At 46.4% G+C, this 17,549-nt stretch carries 15 protein-coding genes; 10 read left to right on the forward strand and 5 right to left on the reverse strand.

Features of this window, described 5'->3' with window-relative positions; translation table 11 throughout:
* The first annotated feature begins 140 nt into the window (after positions 1-140).
* From nfo to BCT27_RS11090, 3 genes are all read left to right on the forward strand, one after another.
* Positions 141-998: a deoxyribonuclease IV gene (gene nfo / locus BCT27_RS11080; RefSeq protein ID WP_102395830.1), complete on the forward strand. Its 858-nt coding sequence runs from the start codon at positions 141-143 to the stop codon at positions 996-998.
* A gap of 53 nt (positions 999-1,051) precedes the next feature.
* On the forward strand, positions 1,052-1,729 hold the full coding sequence (ung, locus tag BCT27_RS11085; protein WP_102395831.1) for a uracil-DNA glycosylase: 678 nt from the start codon (positions 1,052-1,054) through the stop codon (positions 1,727-1,729).
* Positions 1,730-1,935: 206 nt separating this feature from the next.
* Positions 1,936-2,463, forward strand: a complete 528-nt coding sequence (locus BCT27_RS11090) for a hemerythrin domain-containing protein (RefSeq protein ID WP_102317428.1) — start codon at positions 1,936-1,938, stop codon at positions 2,461-2,463.
* 128 nt (positions 2,464-2,591) lie between these two features.
* Here the strand turns inward: BCT27_RS11090 and BCT27_RS11095 are convergent, their stop codons facing one another.
* On the reverse strand, positions 2,592-2,774 hold the full coding sequence (locus tag BCT27_RS11095) for a DUF3545 family protein (RefSeq protein ID WP_017009139.1): 183 nt from the start codon (positions 2,772-2,774) through the stop codon (positions 2,592-2,594).
* Between the two features lie 616 nt (positions 2,775-3,390).
* Between BCT27_RS11095 and BCT27_RS11100 the strand changes: the two genes are divergently transcribed.
* The 3 genes from BCT27_RS11100 (at position 3,391) to BCT27_RS11110 (ending at position 7,252) form a co-directional block, all read left to right on the forward strand.
* Positions 3,391-4,842: an alanine/glycine:cation symporter family protein gene (locus BCT27_RS11100; RefSeq protein ID WP_102317429.1), complete on the forward strand. Its 1,452-nt coding sequence runs from the start codon at positions 3,391-3,393 to the stop codon at positions 4,840-4,842.
* Positions 4,843-4,964: 122 nt separating this feature from the next.
* Complete coding sequence (gene yaaA / locus BCT27_RS11105) at positions 4,965-5,738, forward strand: peroxide stress protein YaaA (protein WP_017009137.1); 774 nt, start codon at positions 4,965-4,967, stop codon at positions 5,736-5,738.
* Positions 5,739-6,178: 440 nt separating this feature from the next.
* Positions 6,179-7,252: an acyltransferase family protein gene (locus BCT27_RS11110; RefSeq protein ID WP_241908557.1), complete on the forward strand. Its 1,074-nt coding sequence runs from the start codon at positions 6,179-6,181 to the stop codon at positions 7,250-7,252.
* Between the two features lie 134 nt (positions 7,253-7,386).
* On the opposite strand, the gene BCT27_RS11115 is transcribed toward BCT27_RS11110, so the two are convergent.
* The 3 genes from BCT27_RS11115 to BCT27_RS11125 form a co-directional block, all read right to left on the reverse strand.
* Positions 7,387-8,937: an alanine/glycine:cation symporter family protein gene (locus tag BCT27_RS11115; protein ID WP_102395833.1), complete on the reverse strand. Its 1,551-nt coding sequence runs from the start codon at positions 8,935-8,937 to the stop codon at positions 7,387-7,389.
* A gap of 243 nt (positions 8,938-9,180) precedes the next feature.
* Positions 9,181-10,437, reverse strand: coding sequence for an ATP-dependent RNA helicase SrmB (srmB, locus tag BCT27_RS11120; protein WP_102395834.1), 1,257 nt, complete (start codon positions 10,435-10,437; stop codon positions 9,181-9,183).
* A 60-nt stretch (positions 10,438-10,497) separates the two neighbouring features.
* Complete coding sequence (locus tag BCT27_RS11125; RefSeq protein ID WP_102395835.1) at positions 10,498-11,223, reverse strand: tRNA1(Val) (adenine(37)-N6)-methyltransferase; 726 nt, start codon at positions 11,221-11,223, stop codon at positions 10,498-10,500.
* 298 nt (positions 11,224-11,521) lie between these two features.
* Here BCT27_RS11125 and brnQ point away from each other — a divergent pair, with 298 nt between their 5' ends.
* Positions 11,522-12,829 carry a branched-chain amino acid transport system II carrier protein gene (gene brnQ / locus BCT27_RS11130; RefSeq protein ID WP_102395836.1) on the forward strand — a complete coding sequence of 436 codons (1,308 nt, stop codon included), beginning with the start codon at positions 11,522-11,524 and terminating at the stop codon, positions 12,827-12,829.
* Positions 12,830-12,964: 135 nt separating this feature from the next.
* Here brnQ and fldB read toward each other — a convergent pair whose 3' ends face one another.
* Positions 12,965-13,483, reverse strand: a complete 519-nt coding sequence (fldB, locus tag BCT27_RS11135; RefSeq protein WP_017013282.1) for a flavodoxin FldB — start codon at positions 13,481-13,483, stop codon at positions 12,965-12,967.
* Positions 13,484-13,671: 188 nt separating this feature from the next.
* On the opposite strand from fldB, the gene xerD reads away from it, so the two are divergent.
* The 3 genes from xerD (at position 13,672) to recJ (ending at position 17,398) form a co-directional block, all read left to right on the forward strand.
* Positions 13,672-14,568, forward strand: coding sequence for a site-specific tyrosine recombinase XerD (gene xerD / locus BCT27_RS11140; RefSeq protein WP_102317437.1), 897 nt, complete (start codon positions 13,672-13,674; stop codon positions 14,566-14,568).
* A 122-nt stretch (positions 14,569-14,690) separates the two neighbouring features.
* Entirely contained in the window at positions 14,691-15,434 is a 744-nt protein-coding gene (locus BCT27_RS11145) for a thioredoxin fold domain-containing protein (RefSeq protein ID WP_017009129.1), read from the forward strand.
* Between the two features lie 236 nt (positions 15,435-15,670).
* Positions 15,671-17,398 carry a single-stranded-DNA-specific exonuclease RecJ gene (gene recJ / locus BCT27_RS11150; protein WP_102317439.1) on the forward strand — a complete coding sequence of 576 codons (1,728 nt, stop codon included), beginning with the start codon at positions 15,671-15,673 and terminating at the stop codon, positions 17,396-17,398.
* Positions 17,399-17,549 lie beyond the last annotated feature (151 nt).

Raw genomic sequence — 17,549 nt, forward strand, 5'->3', positions numbered from 1 at the left:
ACTTTCATTTGTAATAAAATAACTACATTTTCATGCGTAAATTTCCATCGGAAAAGCCTTCTTAGCACCCAAGATGTAACCTAAAATGTTGTCGGTTACTAAAGTGATTACCTATCCCGCAAGAAGTGGGCGGAGAGAAAATGAAATATATTGGAGCGCACGTTTCTGCTGCGGGTGGCGTAGATAAAGCCCCTGTAAACGCAGCCGAGTTAGGCGCAAATGCGTTTGCATTGTTCACCAAAAATCAACGCCAATGGGTTGCCAAACCGTTGGAGTCCAGCACCGTTTCCGCCTTTAAAGCGAATTGCCAGCGTCTGGGTTTTGTCCCTGAAGCCATTTTGCCGCATGACTCCTATCTGATTAACCTTGGTGCGCCAGAAGAAGAGAAATTGATTAAGTCGCGCGATGCATTCATCGACGAAATGCAACGTTGTGAACAATTGGGCCTGCCATTACTCAACTTCCACCCTGGCAGTCATCTGAAAAAAATCAGTGAAGCGTCTTGTTTGTCTTTGATTGCTGAATCCATCAACCTTGTGCATCAAGCCGTGCCGAATGTGGTTGCTGTGATCGAGAATACCGCAGGGCAAGGCACGAATTTAGGTTGGTCATTTGAGCAGCTCGCGATCATCATCGATCAGGTCGAAGACAAACAACGTATTGGTGTCTGTATTGATACCTGTCATGCGTTTGCAGCAGGGTATGATTTACGCACGCACAGTGCCGCGGAAGAGACATTTAATGCTTTTGGCGACATGGTAGGGTTTGAGTACCTTCGAGGGATGCACCTTAACGATGCCAAAACGCCCCTAGGAAGCCGTGTTGACCGGCACCAAGCGTTGGGTGACGGTGAAATTGGATTGGCGTGTTTTGAAGTCCTGATGCAAGATGCGCGCTTTGATGGTATTCCACTTATTTTAGAAACCATCAAACCTGAGTGTTGGGCAGAAGAAATTCGCTTATTGCGTCAGTTTGAAGCTTCAGCAACGCGGCAGTGAACGATTGTTTAGGTATAGAGTAACGTTTTGAACCAAGAAAGGACGAAGTAGCAATGACAGAAGCAGTGACCTGGCATGAAGTGATTGGTCGGGAAGAAGAGCAAGATTACTTTAAACAGACCATGACCTATGTGACTGAAGTGCGTGACAGTGGCATTGTGGTATTTCCTCCCCCTGAGGACGTGTTCAATGCCTTTGACTTTACAGCGCTCAGCGATGTGAAAGTGGTGATTTTGGGGCAAGACCCTTACCACGGACCGAATCAAGCGCACGGGCTTTGTTTCTCTGTAATGCCGGGGATTAAAACTCCGCCTTCATTGGTCAATATGTATAAAGAGTTGGCACAGGACATTGAAGGCTTTTCGATTCCGAATCATGGTTACTTGAAAAGCTGGGCAGATCAGGGCGTTTTACTCCTCAATACTGTGTTAACGGTTGAACAAGGCAATGCACATTCCCATGCCCACCTTGGCTGGGAAACCTTTACTGATCGTATTATCGAGGCAGTAAATGCGCACACTGATGGTGTTGTCTTCCTGCTTTGGGGCGCCCATGCTCGCAAAAAAGGACGCGTGATTGATCGAGACCGCCACCATGTGCTGGAAGCGCCGCATCCTTCCCCATTGTCTGCGCATCGAGGATTTTTGGGCTGTGGGCATTTCTCTCAAACAAATCAATTGTTGAGTGAGCAAGGGAAAGCGCCGATCGATTGGCAACCTGTCTTAGATTGATATTGCCTTTCCGATAACCGCCTCTAACAACGTACCGTTTCAGGACGTTGGTGAATCGAAACCCGCTATCAGTGACGCTGATCGCGGGTTTTCTTGTTTCCACCTTCCTGTTGAAATAACTGCGCAAAAAATGACCATGCGCAATTTGTCATCTCACCACTTCGATAGACTGAGTAAGTTCGTGTGAATGAAGACAAGGAGGTGCTATGTTATTAGCCAGCATTCATAAAGATCACAACAATATAAACCGCTTACTGCAGTTGCTTACGGAAAAGCTGTCCGCAATCCGCGCAGAAAAAGACGTTAATTACAGCCTGATTAGAGATGTGGTTGTTTACCTTCAAGAACACGCCGAAAAATACCATCACCCCAAAGAAGATCTGATTTACCACTATTATATTGAGCACTATGTGGATGCGGAACGTGTTGCAGCACTCGATGATGATCATCAAGCGCTAGCAGAACTCACGGCTGATTTTGCGTTAACCATTGAGATGGTGCTGATGGATGCAGTGATCCCGCTCGATGTGTTTGCTGACAAGCTAAATGGCTTTGTGATGACGCAACGGGCGCACTTAGAACTTGAGGAAAAATCTGTATTGCCAGTGATTGAACGTGCGATGACAACGGGAGATTGGGACATACTGCAAGCGCGCTGGGATGAAGATGATCATGATCCGCTGTTTGGTGAGAATGTGTCTGCGAAGTTTAAGGAACTGGCGGCGGCTATCTAACGATCCGGTGGACGTTGCTTGTCGGGCGGTAAAATAAAAAGGCACCTTTCATAGGTGCCTTTTACGAATCCGGCGCTGCGCACTGTGTGTCGTGCGTGGGAGGTTTCTACGAACACTGAACGAGAAAGTTAAAGGTCAAAGTCACCGTCGTTCAAGTTGCCAAGCATATCGATATCTTGTAGCTCTTTACGCAAGCGTTGCCTGTCTTGCAATGCTTCGATCTCTCTCCATTTACGTTTAGCTTGTTTGGTTCGTCCACCGCGTTGTGGGCGCTCTTGGTCAAAAAGTTCGTTGAAGGCAAAGCTATCCATAATTCACCTCATTTTTCCTTAGCGGTCGCTAATTAAGTATCAAACCTTCTCCAAAATAAAATTGAAGTGTTTCTCATTTGTTGCACTTGGGTGAAGTTTTTATGAGATACAAATCACCTAAGATGAATAATCGTACAAAATGTGCACAGTGGCATAGGCGAATGTTGTCGCAAAGAAGGAAAATGGCGTCATTGCGGGAAAACAGGGAAAAGCTCAATGACAGCAATACACTAGGAATAAAAATGTTACGTACTCTAAAGATTAGGGTGGCAAAAACAAAGAAAACACGAAGAAAATAGAATGTTCCTCATTTGTAACCAAAAAGCATCATGTGTTTCTATAAGAAGGCGAAAAATAAAAACAAATAGATATAAATATGACAACTGATGCATATTGATTTTTGTGGGCGCTACCTTCATCATCTCGCGGAAAATTGCTGGTAACACCTGCAATACCAATACTAAAACAATGCATTCAAAGGGATGTCGAGCCAATCTGGGTTCGAACCATCCGTATTTTTTGAAAAGCAATTTTTTGCTTTTCACTTCAAGTCATACACTCCCTCGTTGGAGACGTTTTCGCTGGCAAGAATGTTTATGCGTACAGAGAGGTAGGCGTGGTAAGTCTGGTTAATTTTTTGAACGACCTGATCTGGGGATCAGTGTTGATCTATCTCCTGATTGGCGGTGGTGTCTTCTTCACTCTGCGTCTTGGGTTTATCCAAGTTCGTCATTTTGGTCACATGTTTAAAGTGATGAAGAACAGCCGTAAATCAGATAAAGACGGCATTTCGTCTTTCCAAGCATTGTGCACCAGTTTGGCTGCGCGTGTTGGTACAGGAAACATGGCGGGTATCGCCGTTGCGTTGACGCTTGGTGGTCCGGGCGCAATTTTCTGGATGTGGCTTATCGCCATCTTGGGCATGGCGACTGCGTTTGCGGAAAGCACGCTCGCGCAGCTCTACAAAACCCGTGATGATGACGGTAATTTCCGCGGTGGCCCTGCTTACTACATGGAAAGAGGGTTGGGCATGCGCTGGATGGGCGTGGTGTTCTCAGTCTTGCTCATTATCGCTTTTGGTCTCGTGTTTAACTCGGTGCAAGCAAACTCTATCACCCAAGCTGCTTACGTCGCGTTTGGTGCTGATCCCCTTTATGTCGGATTTGCACTGGTTATTCTTTCTTCTTTTGTCATTTTCGGCGGCATTCGTAAAATTGCCCGCACGGCAGAAATCATCGTGCCATTGATGGCGCTTTTGTATCTGGTGCTTGCGGTTTACGTGATGCTCACGAACCTTGAGAAAGTGCCAGACGTGCTTTCGCTTATTTTTCGCAGTGCGTTTGGTTTGGAAGAAGCCGCGTCAGGAGCACTGGGTTACACCGTGGCTCAGGGCATGGTTCAAGGGATCAAACGTGGTTTGTTTTCTAATGAAGCAGGCATGGGGTCTGCGCCTAATGCAGCGGCAACGGCAACGCCTTATCCTCCGCACCCGGCATCGCAAGGCTATGTGCAAATGCTCGGCGTGTTTGTCGATACCATTGTGATTTGTTCGGCAACCGTTGCGATCATTTTGATGTCGGGCGAATACATGCCGGGCAGCGATATTACGGGCATTGAATTGACACAACGTGCGCTGTCTAGCCAAGTGGGGGATTGGGGCGGGATCTTCATTGCGGTTGCGATTTTCTTCTTTGCTTTTACGTCGATCATTGCCAATTATTCGTACGCTGAAACCAACCTTATTTTCCTGAAGTACAACCAAAAAGTAGTGTTAAATGTCTTCCGATGCATTGTGTTAGGCATGGTGATGTTTGGGGCTTTGGCGGAATTACCGATTGTATGGGTAATGGCGGACACCTCCATGGGGCTCATGGCCATCGTTAACATGATCGCGATTTTGTTGTTGTCTGGTACCGTGATTAAGCTCGCGAAGGATTACAACCAACAACTCAAACACGGCAAAGTCCCTGCTTTTGATAGTCGCCAATACCCAGACATGCTGAATCAAATTGAACCGGGTGTGTGGGGTAAGGCGCCTGAAAATGCTGAATCGAAAACATCACGGTGAGAAAGTGGCGGAATAATAGGAAATACCCATCATAGCCATAGGAAAAAGCCATGCCTCATCGCGTGGCTTTTTTGCCTTTAAATGTTAACCTCTTAACAAGTGAAAAATGAGGGAAGAACATTATGCTTATCGTGGTTTCACCTGCGAAAACCTTGGATTACGAATCACCATTGGCCACTGATCGTCATACCCAGCCGATGCTGACTGCGCATTCAGAAAAGCTCATTGAAGTGTGCCGTAAGCTTACGCCTGCTGATATTTCTGGCTTAATGAAAGTGAGCGATAAAATCGCAGGGTTGAACGTAGCGCGTTTTGCAGAATGGTCACCGACATTTACAACGGACAATGCTCGCCCTGCGGTATTGGCTTTCAAAGGCGACGTGTATACCGGTCTTGAAGCGGAAAGTATGAGTGACGATGACTATACATGGGCGCAAGATCACCTGCGTATGTTGTCTGGTTTGTATGGATTGCTTCGCCCGCTGGATTTGATGCAACCTTACCGTTTGGAAATGGGCACAAAACTGGCCAACGAACGCGGTACAAACCTTTATCAATTCTGGGGTGAGATCATCACTAACGAATTGAATGCAGCGCTGGCTGCACAGAATGACAAACTGCTTGTGAACTTAGCGTCTAATGAATACTTCAAAGCGGTTAAACCTGCGAAGTTGGACGGTAAGATCGTCACGCCTGTGTTCAAAGACTGCAAAAAAGGCCAGTACAAGGTCATCAGTTTCTACGCCAAGAAAGCCCGAGGCATGATGGCGAGATATATCATTGATGAGCGTATCGACAGTGTTGAAGGCTTGAAAGCCTTTGACCGTGCAGGTTACTGGTTCAGCGAAGAAGAATCTAACGATAAAGAGTTGGTGTTCAAACGCGAAGAGCAGTAACTCCTTACTGTATGAATTGGAAATACTTTTATCATTTTTACTGTATAGGGCTTAGCTATTGATTGTTTACTTTCATGGTTAAGCTCTATTTTTTATGTTCTAAAAATATTATTAAAGCTAAAGCACTACATAAGAATGACCCGCGCTTCGATTTGAACTCTGTCACAAATCAATTGTTATGGTTTCTATATCATCCCTTGCCTAAGCCGTTTGAACGCATGTCTATAATTTACATGAACTTTGCTTTTTAGACGTGACTCTGCATACTTATCTTGTGTCTGATTTTTCTGAAAACATAGCTGTTTTTACTGTGTTTCATTTTTCGTGAAAATGTCTCACAAGTGAGTAGTGCGTTTCTTGTAAGTGGTTTTATATAACATATTAAAAGTAATAAACTATTTTGGTTTGGTTTTTACGCTGAATCTTAAAGAGTTTTATGGGTGAAAGGAATCGACAGAATAATGTTTTTACAGTCAATAAGTAATTACCGAGCACTTGCAATAATGATGATAGTGTCGGTTCACGTCTATCCTTATGGGTTAGAAAACACCACTGGATATTTATCAGTGATCAAAAATTTGCTAAGTAACTCTACAGCACTTTTTGTCTTTATTTCTGGATTTATGTTTCATCATGTTTTTATGAGGAATTATAATTATAAGAAATTTATAAAATCCAAATTGGAACGTGTTTTTTCACCATACCTATTTTTATCAACGTTAGCGATAGCACTATTATTTATCACTAATAATGGCTACTTTTCTGAAAATTTTTATGACTCGGATACACGTTTTTTCTCATCGAGCGATTCATCATTTATTACTATAGTTAAGTATTACTTAACTGGAAGGATGTTGACTGCCTATTGGTATATTCCTTTTGCAATATTACTTTTTGTTTGTGCCCCATTGCATCGGAAGTATGGTTTGCTATCAATGAATAAGCAGATTGCTATATTTTTACTTTTTTCCATAGTGTCACTTTTTGTACATCGCTCGATGGGTAACATTAACCCATTCCAAATGTTAATATATTTCACGCCATTTTATTTACTGGGTATTCTTTTTTCAAAAAACAGAGAGGTTTTGACTAGGAACAGTCTTTCTCGTGGTTTGATACTTATGGCTTTGACAGTTCTATTAGCTATATACCAGTATAGTGTTGGTCATCAGGGTAATTATATAAAACCACTTTTCCAATATGGTGGGGTTGATATTATGTTTATTCAAAAAATATTCATGGCGACGTCTTTGTATTACCTCCTTGATGCGCTAAGTTTTAAAAATAAGTGTGTTGACTATGTTTCAGATGTTAGTTTTGCTATTTATTTTCTCCATCCTTGGGTCTTGACCATATTAAAGCGCTTGCCATTTGAACTTCAGATCCCAACCGTTGATGTGTTTAAATATTTTTTAGTTTTTGCTTTTGTTATTATATCTTCGGTTTTTATTGCGATTTTTACTCATAAAATTCTAAACTCAGTAATAAGAACGAAGTATATTATCGGCTATTAAGTATCTTTTTTATGTAGTAAAAGCCAGTTAAAAAAAGGTTAGCCTAGGCTAACCTTTTTTTGTTTCGGGATGGTTTTCGTTAAGCAGTAGCAAGGCGCAGTTAACGCACCTGCTACTGGTAACATTCATCGATATTACGCCGTTGGATTAACCGGTTTGTTAGGCGTTTCATCAGCGTTGTTCTGCGCTGTGCTTTTCCCTTGCTCACGCGCGAAGCGACGTTCCCAGTAATCCGCATTTTTGATGCCGAGTTTCACTGGATCGAAAGTGTATTTCTCTACGCCTTCTTTCTGTTGGCGTTCATAGTCTTTCAGCGCTTTCAACGCTGGTCTGCCCAAGAAGAAGATGGTGAGAATGCCGACAATGTTTAGCCATGCCATTAAGCCGACACCTACGTCACCCATGGCCCAAGCTAGGTTTGCAGCTTTGACAGTGCCGTAGAATACCGCAGTCATCAGCACGAGCTTTAGCGCGAACATCATTCCAGGTACCTTCACGCTGCGGCGGATATAAGCAATGTTGGTTTCTGCGATGTAGTAGTAAGCCAAAATGGTGGTGAAGGCGAAGAAGAACAATGCAATGGCAATGAACGGTTTACCCCAGCCTGGCATGGTGCTCTCGATAGCAAGTTGTGTGAATACAGGGCCGTTAGCCGCGATTTCTGCTGCTACGTTTTGCACGATATACGCATCGCCAATGCCGTGTACGTTGTACGCGCCAGTGATGAGAATCATGAAGGCCGTGGCAGAACAGACAAGCAGCGTATCGATGTATATAGAGAACGATTGAACCAAGCCTTGTTGGGCCGGATGCTGAACGTTTGCAGCCGCTGCAGCGTGTGGACCTGTTCCTTGACCTGCTTCATTGGAGTAAACACCTCGTTTTACGCCCCAACCGATAGCCGCACCAAAGCCTGCCATTGGCGTGAATGCATCGCCAATGATCATCGAAACGATCGCTGGGATTTCAGTGATGTGCAATAGAATGATGACAAACGCAATAATGATGTAAGCCAGTGCCATGAAAGGCACCACGACTTGCGTGAAACTCGCAATGCGCTTTACACCACCAAAGATGATAAAGCCAAGCAGCACTGAAATGATCGAGCCAGTGATGATCTTCGCCAAGCTGATAGTGCCAATGGCAGTGTCGATCATTTCGCCTGATCCAAACGCAGCTTCAATGGCATTACCTATGCTGTTGGATTGCACGCCCGGTAGCAGCACGCCACAGGCGAAAATGGTGGCGATGGCGAATATCCATGCGTACCACTTTTGCCCCATGGCTTTCTCAATGTAATACGCCGGACCACCTCGGAACTGGCCGTTATCATCTTCTTTGTAAATCTGTGCCAGTGTCGACTCTGTGTATGCGGTGGCTGCGCCTAAAAAGGCCACGACCCACATCCAGAAGACGGCACCGGGTCCACCAAAGCCAATAGCGGCGGCGACACCTGCAATATTACCGGTACCGACCCGACCTGACAGTGAAACGGCCAATGCCTGGAATGATGAAATACCTTTGTCTGAACTTTTCCCTGAAAGTAGTAGACGGCACATTTCGTTGAACTGGCGAACCTGAACAAAACGTGTGGCGATTGAATAAAATAAGCCTGCGCCTAAGCACAAGTAAATAAGGACTGGGCTCCAAATTATATTGTTCAAAAAATCTACAAAAGATTGCATTACAAGATCCCTCTAAGACAAAGCGTTGGAATTGTGTTTTTATAATTCGGTAGCAGGATAGTCTTAAAATGATCGATATTGTTAACGCTTTGTGCTGTTATTGTGATGCTTTGTGAGCCTGATCTGTCGTCGAGGGCGCGTTGGGGGTGTGGAGGGGGAGAGAATAATTCGCTGACGTTATTGAAGTAAAAATAAAAAAGGAGACGAATCGTCTCCTTCTTAGGTCTTAATAAGCATCAAAGCTCATAAGGCGGGCAATTGGCTTGCTTTTTTCGCCGCTTTTTTTGCTTTCTTTTTCGCTTTAGCTTTAACAACTTTTGTTGGTAGCTTTTTCTTTTTCTTCTTGAAAAGCGGTTTTTTGTGCGAAGGCTTGAGGCCTTCAACATAACGTTCTTTAACGTCTTCTTCCATGTAGCGGCAAATACGATCCATCATTGGTTGATCGTGGGCTTCAACAAGAGAAACGGCACTGCCTTTCTTACCTGCGCGTGCAGTACGGCCAATACGGTGCAAGTACACGTCAGCAGTACGTGGCAGGTCATAGTTGATCACGTGGCTGATGTCAGGCACGTCAATACCGCGAGCTGCAACGTCAGTCGCCAGCAGGATATTGATTTCACCATTGGTGAAACGTTCGATCGCAGCGCTGCGTTTCGCTTGTGCCATTTCACCTTGTAACCAACCACATTTGATTTGTTCTGACTCAAGCATGGTACGAAGAGCGGCAAGACGATCGCGTGTTTTCACGAAGATAATGGCGCGTTCTGCTTGGTGCGCCAAAATGGCCTTTAACACTTCGTGCTTGTGGTTCAAGTCGTCACAGCGGTAGTACCACTGTGTTATTTTCTTGCGCTCACGGCGCGGTGGCTCAACGGTGACTTCGACAGGATCGGTTAAGATTGCCGTTTTGAACCCTTCAATGCCTTTACCTTCAAGCGTTGCTGAGAACAGCATACTTTGTTTGCGCCAGCGACACTCATCTGACAAACGGTCTACTGTTTTACCAAAGCCCATGTCTAGCATGCGGTCAGCTTCATCAAGGATCAGGCTTTCAATGGCGCGGCAATCAAAACGTTCCGCATCAATGTATTCCATCAAGCGGCCTGGTGTTGCTACCACGATGTCTTGGGTTTTCCCTAAGATTTCAGCGTGCTCTTGGTAAGAGATACCGCCTGTGATGGTGAACACTTTGAGGTCAGTGTGCTTTGACAGCTCACGTGCTTGGTCAGCAACCTGAATCGCTAGTTCACGTGTTGGCGTCAGGATCAGCACACGGGCTGGGCCGGGTTTTTGACGAGGGAAGTCAAGCAGGTGTTGCAGTACTGGAAGCAAAAACGCTGCCGTTTTACCTGTGCCCGTAGGGGCAGACGCCATAATGTCACGGCCATCCATACCATGAGGGATCACGTCAGCTTGGATTGCTGTTGGTCGCTCAAAGCCCATTTCATCCAGCGCTAATAGCAGTTGAGGATCCAGTTCTAATTCAGCAAAAGTTCGCACGCGTTATGTTCTCCACTCAAAGTAAGGGTCGGATTATAGAGATAATTTCAAGCGTGATCATCACATCTTGAGGTAAAAATCCTTCGTTAAGGAAATAAAGTCTTGGGTGTATGCACCTTTGTCTTGAATTACAAGGTGTTGCACCGAGATCTTTTTACTTGAAATTGATGGCGACAATGCCGTTTTTGGTGCCAAAGTGATCAGTTTTCGGGTGACTGGCTTATTGGCTGTCGCTTTTACTTCTGTGAGCCGCTGGCAAACCAGATGATAAGCCTCTGCCGACGCAATAAGTTTGTCGGCTTCTACTGAGGGTAAGATCAAATGCGCCTGCCCGGTGGGTAAAAGTCGCGCTTTTATCACTTTTAATAACATGGTGTGCGAAAGAGTGTCTGTATGACGAGCTGTTGCGCGTCGTGCATCATTCGCCTGTTCGCCTGAATTGAAATAGGGTGGGTTACAAATGATGGTGTCGAACTGAGTCGGAATATCCCAGTGAGTGACATCTTGTTGGACGACAGTGATTCTGTCTGCCCATGGTGATGCACTCGCGTTTAATGCCGCTGTCTCCGTGGCGTGTTGGTCAATATCGACAGCCATGATTGTCGCACTTAACGCACGTTGTGCCAGCATCAGTGATAAAAGCCCAGTGCCCGTTCCAATGTCCAACACTGCATCGTCTTCGGCGACATGTGCCCACGCGCCGAGCAGTACACCATCGGTACTTACTGGCATGCCGCACCCGTTGTCTTCGATGGAAAATTGTTTGAATTGGAAGCCTTTACTCACGTTTACTCCACAGGCGGCAATACTGCTCGCGATTAAATAACAGACAAATATGTTGCTGAAATGTTGACAATTTAACCTTTTAAAACCTACTTCATAAACCAGTCTCGATATTAAATTTGGTTTTATATGCTGATTAATTTAGTGAAACTGGTTTATTAATCCTATTTTCGATCCACTATTGTCTGACTAATGAAACTTCGTCATTATTCTGTTGAATCGGCATGGATTAGTAAAAACAACTAAAACACTAACCAGTTGATTACAGATAACTTAGGCAAACACACAAGGGTAGTATGAAGTGAGAGAGAGTTTAAAGGTTAGTGACATACTCGCGCTAGGGTTTATGACCTTCGCGTTTTTCCTCGGTGCAGGCAACATCATTTTTCCACCGCAAGCAGGCTTCCTTGCTGGTGAGCACACATTTTCTGCCATGCTCGGTTTTCTTATCACCGCGGTCGGTCTGCCTTTGATTGGTATCATTGCAGTTGCCTTCGCTGGTGGTGGTTGGAAAGGGCTGACACGTGATCTGCCAACGTCTGTGGCGACACTGATGGCTGTACTGATTTTCATCATTATCGGGCCTGCGTTTGCGGCACCACGTGCAGGTCTTGTCGCGTATGAAATGGGCTTTAAGCCATTTTTGACGGGTGCAGGACAACTTGAGCTGTCTTTGTTCTCTGTGGTGTTCTTTACCATAGCGATGTTCTTCTCGCTGTCGCAAGGCAAGCTGATCGATACCATTGGCAAGCTACTTACGCCTGCACTTTTTGCTGCGCTGGCTGTGCTTGCTATCGCGGTTGTGGTTAATCCACAAGGCGACATCGTTGCGGCACAAGGTGCGTACGTTGACCAAGCGTTTACAACGGGTTTCCTTGAAGGTTACAACACCATGGATACCTTTGCGGCGCTGATGTTCGGTATGCTGATTGTCGATGTTATCCGCAAGAAGGGCATCACCTCTGAATCGCAAACCTGCAAATACTTGATCTACGCAGGCATCATTGCGGCAGGCGGTTTGGCATTTGTTTATGTATCTTTGTTCTACTTGGGTGCAACCGCATCGTCTGTCGCGGGTGGCGCCAGCAACGGCGGTGAAATTCTGGCAGCGTATGTTTTGGCGTTGTTTGGTCCTGCAGGTCAAATCATCCTGTCTACCATCATTATTCTGGCGTGTTTGACCACGGTGATCGGTCTGGTCTCTGCGTGTTCTGACTACTTCAGCACGTTGACGGACAAACTGAGCTACCGCCAGTGGGTTGTTGTGCTGTCTGTTGCTTGTGCTGTGGTTGCAAACGTTGGTTTGACACAATTGATTGCGATTTCTGTTCCCGTATTGTTCGCGCTATACCCTGTTGCTATTGCATTGATTGCCCTGACGTTTGTTCGTCCTTTCATGCCGAACCCAGCGATGGCATACCGTGTGGTACTGAGCGTATCACTGATTTTTGCACTGATTGATGCGGCGAAAATTCTTGGCGTTGATGTGTCACTGTTTAATGTTTTGCCATTGTTCACATATGGTATGGCGTGGCTGATGCCAACAGTGATTGCACTGATTGCAATGCGCTTTGTTGGTGAGGCGAAAAGCGAATCTTCGCACGCGTAACGGAGCAGATATCTGTGACTTATGCGCTTTTGTATTCAGGTGTTCTCGGTGACGTTGGCGTAGGAACTGGCATTGCTGAAACCTGGAAATGAGAGACAAAAAAACCACCGCATGCGGTGGTTTTTTTATGGCTATTTATAGCAGGGCGGCATATTCAGTGAGTACCTGTTCACACCAGGTAGCAATGCGTTCGTCGCTCAAATCGTATTGACTGTCTTCATCCAATGCGAGGCCGACAAATTGGGTTTTATCCTCAGTTAGCGCTTTTGACGCATCGAACGTGTAGCCATCGACAGACCAGTAACCAACAAAATGCAATCCTGTTGGAAGCAGCTGGTCGTGGAGCATGCCCATGGCATCCAAGTACCATTCCGCATACCCTTCCTGATCGCCAAGGCCAAACAGTGCCGCGACTTTCCCACTGAGATTCAGGCCGTCAAGCTGCGCCCACACTGCTTCCCAATCTTCCTGCAACTCACCGAAATCCCACGTAGAGATTCCCAGTAACAGAAGATCGTATTGATTCATCTCGCTGACAGGCACGTCTTTGATGTTATGAATATCGACCAGTTCATCACCTAAAATGTCGCGGATTTTTTCCGCCGCCATCTCTGTGTAGCAGGTGGTTGAACCGTAAAACAAACCTATCTTCATTCTGTTTTTCCTACTTTTGCGCGTGGCGAGATTTTACCTGCCTTGTGGTGGCTTCTCTACCCCTGTTTCAGTCTGATTTAGTGAGACTAAGTGAAATGAAAGAAGGCTGAAGCACGCGGAAACATTGCAATATTACCAATGTGAGGTAACGTGATACTGAGCGAGATGTATTGTTAAGTGAGTGAATAGTGGAACAAAACGCCAGTTTGGTCGAACAGTTTTTAGACGCGATGTGGATGGAGCGAGGGTTATCTGAAAATACCTTGGCGTCTTACCGCAACGATCTGTTGAAGCTTTGCCATTGGTTGGAAGAGAAAGGCGTACCTTTAACCAAAGTACAAACCTCCACCCTTCAGGATTATCAACATTGGTTGTTTGACCAAGATTACAAACAAACCAGCCGCGCGCGTATGTTGTCTGCGATACGTCGATTGTTCCAATATTTGTACCGAGAAAAGCAACGCGAAGACGATCCGAGTGCGACGTTAATTAGCCCTAAGCTGCCAAAACGACTGCCTAAAGATCTTAGCGAAGAACAAATCGAAGCCTTGTTGGATGCGCCCGATGTGGAAGACATGTTGGAGCTGCGCGACAAAGCCATGATGGAGTTGCTTTACGCCACGGGGTTGCGTGTCACTGAACTGATCAGCCTGACCACGGAAAACGTTAGCCTTCGTCAAGGTGTGGTGCGTGTGATCGGTAAAGGCGGTAAAGAGCGCTTGGTGCCGATGGGGGAAACGGCCATTGATTGGTTAGAGCAATTTATGACTTACAGCCGGCCACAACTGCTGGGTGAAAAAACATCAGATGTGTTTTTTCCGAGCCGACGCGCTCGCCAAATGACCCGACAAACGTTTTGGCATCGCATCAAGTTCTATGCGGCATTGGCGAATATCGACAGCGAACTGCTATCGCCGCACGTTTTACGCCACGCTTTTGCGACTCACTTGCTGAATCACGGAGCGGATCTGCGCGTCGTGCAAATGTTGTTGGGGCACAGCGACCTGTCGACCACGCAAATCTATACCCATGTCGCAACAGAGCGCTTAAAACAGTTACACCAAGAGCACCATCCTCGGGCATAATGTTGCGCAATTTCGCGACTTTTTTTATGTCGATCCGAGACTTTTTCCCCTTTCTCCGGTCTGAAAAAGTGTTAGTTGGTCTGCAAGAGGCAGGCTATTTGCAACAGTTAGGATAAAACACTATGAAATTCAAACGACTGCTAGCTGGCGTTATGTTTACTTCGGCGCTGTTGTCTATGGGTGCGCAAGCTGCAGAAGAGGCCAACCAAGAGGCAATTAACGGTGTGATGGCGAAATACCGCCTGAACGTTGAAAGTATTGAAGCATCGCCTGTTGATGGCATTTATGAAGTGGTAACAAACGGTGGCATCTTTTACGCGAATAAAGACGCGTCTTACTTTTTCTATGGCCAACTGTTCCACAATACAGAAAACGATTCGATTAACCTGACCGATATTACTACCGCAAAACGCAATAAAGCAGTGTTTGATGCGGCAAATGTAGAGAAAGAGCTGATCGTTTACCCGGCGAAAGACGAAAAGTATGTGGTGAATGTGTTCACTGATACGACGTGCGGCTACTGCATGAAGCTTCACAGTGAAATGAAGCAATACAACGATGCGGGTATCACCGTGCGCTACTTGGCATTCCCACGCTCTGGTGAGCGCTCGCCAAACATCCCTCAAATGAGTGCGATTTGGTGTGCGGATGACAAAGTGAAAGCGATGGATTTGGCGAAAGGGCGCAATTTTGATGAAGAATCAAATCAGTGTACTGACGTGATCCGCAGCCACATGGCGCTCGGTAGCACTGTGGGTGTAACGGGGACGCCAGCGATTTTGCTTCAAGATGGCTCACTGCTATCAGGTTACCTTCCTGCGCCACAACTGCTGCAAGTGCTTGAGCAAAAAGCCAAGCAATCTTAATCCAAGCGACATGCGCTATTAAACGCATGTGTGGTAAATAGAGTCGAATGAAAACGCAGGTATCCCGCCTGCGTTTTTTTGTTTCTGAATATCCCCAATTCATCGACGGTTCGTTGTTTCAGCCTCCAATTCCTTGATAGGGGTTTCGCTTTGTTTTTCGAGCGGTAGAATGGCAAAGAGTTTTGCTTGCGCATGCCTTTGCCCGCGCTCTTGCCGTCTGATACAGGTTCTGTTCAATGATTGAAATTAAACGTCGCCATGCGGCGACTGATGCCGTATTCCCTGCGTCTATTCCTCCGCTTCTTCAGCGTATTTATGCTAACCGTGGTGTCACCAGCGAAGGCGAATTAGAGCGCAGCGCCAAGGGCCTTCATGGTTTTAATGAGTTTCATGGCATGGATAAAGCAGTGGCGATATTGACTGCTGCTATTGCAGACGGTAAGCGAATCATCATTGTGGGCGATTTTGATGCGGACGGAGCGACCAGTTCCGCGTTGTCCGTGACAGCGCTGCGCATGTTGGGCTGTTTTAACGTGGATTATTTGGTGCCCAACCGTTTTGAAGACGGTTACGGCCTAAGCCCTGATGTGGTTGAGCAAGCTGCGGCAAAAGGCGCAGAATTGATCATGACGGTGGATAACGGTGTGTCATCGATTGAAGGTGTTGCAACGGCAAAAGCCAAAGGCATTCAAGTGGTGGTGACCGATCACCATTTACCCGGCAATGTGCTCCCCGATGCAGATGCCATGGTGAACCCGAATCTGAACGAATGTGGTTTCCCATCGAAATCCCTCGCCGGTGTAGGCGTGGCATTTTATTTGATGCTGGCGTTGCGTGCGCATTTGCGTGACATCGGCTGGTTTACGCAAAAGAACATTCCTGAACCTAATTTGGCAGAAGTGCTGGATTTAGTGGCGCTTGGTACCGTCGCAGATGTGGTGGCGCTTGATACCAACAACCGTATTTTGGTGCACCAAGGCTTGATGCGGATTCGCGCTGGAAAATGTCGTCCTGGTATTCAAGCGTTGATCGAAGTGGCCAACCGCAACATGACAACCCTGGTTGCCAGCGATTTTGGTTTTGCCCTTGGCCCTCGTATCAATGCGGCAGGGCGCTTGGATGACATGTCATTTGGCGTCGAATTGCTGCTCAGTGAAAGTTTGCCAGCCGCCCGCCAAATGGCGAGTGAGCTGGATGCGCTAAACCAAACGCGCAAAGACATAGAGCAAGGCATGAAAGAAGAAGCCATGGCGATTTGCGAGCGCTTGCAGTTTGGTGAACAGACGAAGCTGCCGTGTGGGTTGGCCTTGTTTCAACGCGAATGGCACCAAGGTGTTATCGGCATCGTGGCTTCGCGTATCAAAGATAAGTTCCACCGCCCTGTTATTGCGTTTGCGGATGGCGGCGAAGGCACAATCAAAGGCTCAGCGCGCTCCATCGTTGGTCTGCACATGCGTGATACCTTGGATTTAATTGATACACAAAACCCTGGTTTGATTCATAAATTCGGTGGACATGCGATGGCGGCAGGCTTAACCATTGCCGAAGCGGATTTCGAGCGTTTTTCTCGATTATTCGATGACGCCGTTAAATCGGTGATCAGCGAAGAAGAGCTAAAAGGCGTGCTGATGTCTGATGGTGAACTGTTGCCAACAGAAATTTCGCTGGATGTCGCGGAAGTGCTTCGTAGCGGCGGCCCGTGGGGACAAGGTTTCCCAGAGCCGCTCTTCGACGGCAAGTTCAAAATCCTGCATCAGAAGCTGGTGGGCGGAAAACACCTGAAAATGATGCTAGAGCCTGCGATGGGCGGTCAAATGGTTGATGGCATTGCCTTCAATATTGATGTGCGCCGTTGGCCTGACCCGTCCGTTCAACTTGTTGATCTGGCTTATCGCCTTGATGTGAATGAGTTTCGCGGCAATCGTACCGTGCAATTGATGATTGAGCACATGGCGGCGGTGTAAGCGGAACGAGCAGAAAAAGCAGTGTTGAGATTGCGAGTGGCGAGAAGAGAGCAGACAAAAGCCAAAGCATAAAGAGAGAGCAAGCGTCTGTCGTTATAGGCTTGACAGGATTCCCTAGCCAAACACACTGGCTCGCACTCTCGCACTCTCG

The sequence above is a fragment of the Enterovibrio norvegicus genome, assembly GCF_002876705.1.
In the GTDB taxonomy this organism is placed as follows: Bacteria; Pseudomonadota; Gammaproteobacteria; order Enterobacterales; family Vibrionaceae; genus Enterovibrio; species Enterovibrio norvegicus_B.

Excerpts from the sequence above, each read along its gene's own strand:
- nfo (WP_102395830.1), top strand. The coding sequence starts at position 141 with ATGAAATATATTGGAGCGCACGTTTCTGCTGCGGGTGGCGTAGATAAA.
- ung (WP_102395831.1), top strand. The coding sequence starts at position 1,052 with ATGACAGAAGCAGTGACCTGGCATGAAGTGATTGGTCGGGAAGAAGAG.
- BCT27_RS11090 (WP_102317428.1), top strand. The coding sequence starts at position 1,936 with ATGTTATTAGCCAGCATTCATAAAGATCACAACAATATAAACCGCTTA.
- BCT27_RS11095 (WP_017009139.1), bottom strand. The coding sequence starts at position 2,774 with ATGGATAGCTTTGCCTTCAACGAACTTTTTGACCAAGAGCGCCCACAA.
- yaaA (WP_017009137.1), top strand. The coding sequence starts at position 4,965 with ATGCTTATCGTGGTTTCACCTGCGAAAACCTTGGATTACGAATCACCA.
- BCT27_RS11115 (WP_102395833.1), bottom strand. The coding sequence starts at position 8,937 with ATGCAATCTTTTGTAGATTTTTTGAACAATATAATTTGGAGCCCAGTC.
- fldB (WP_017013282.1), bottom strand. The coding sequence starts at position 13,483 with ATGAAGATAGGTTTGTTTTACGGTTCAACCACCTGCTACACAGAGATG.
- BCT27_RS11145 (WP_017009129.1), top strand. The coding sequence starts at position 14,691 with ATGAAATTCAAACGACTGCTAGCTGGCGTTATGTTTACTTCGGCGCTG.
- recJ (WP_102317439.1), top strand. The coding sequence starts at position 15,671 with ATGATTGAAATTAAACGTCGCCATGCGGCGACTGATGCCGTATTCCCT.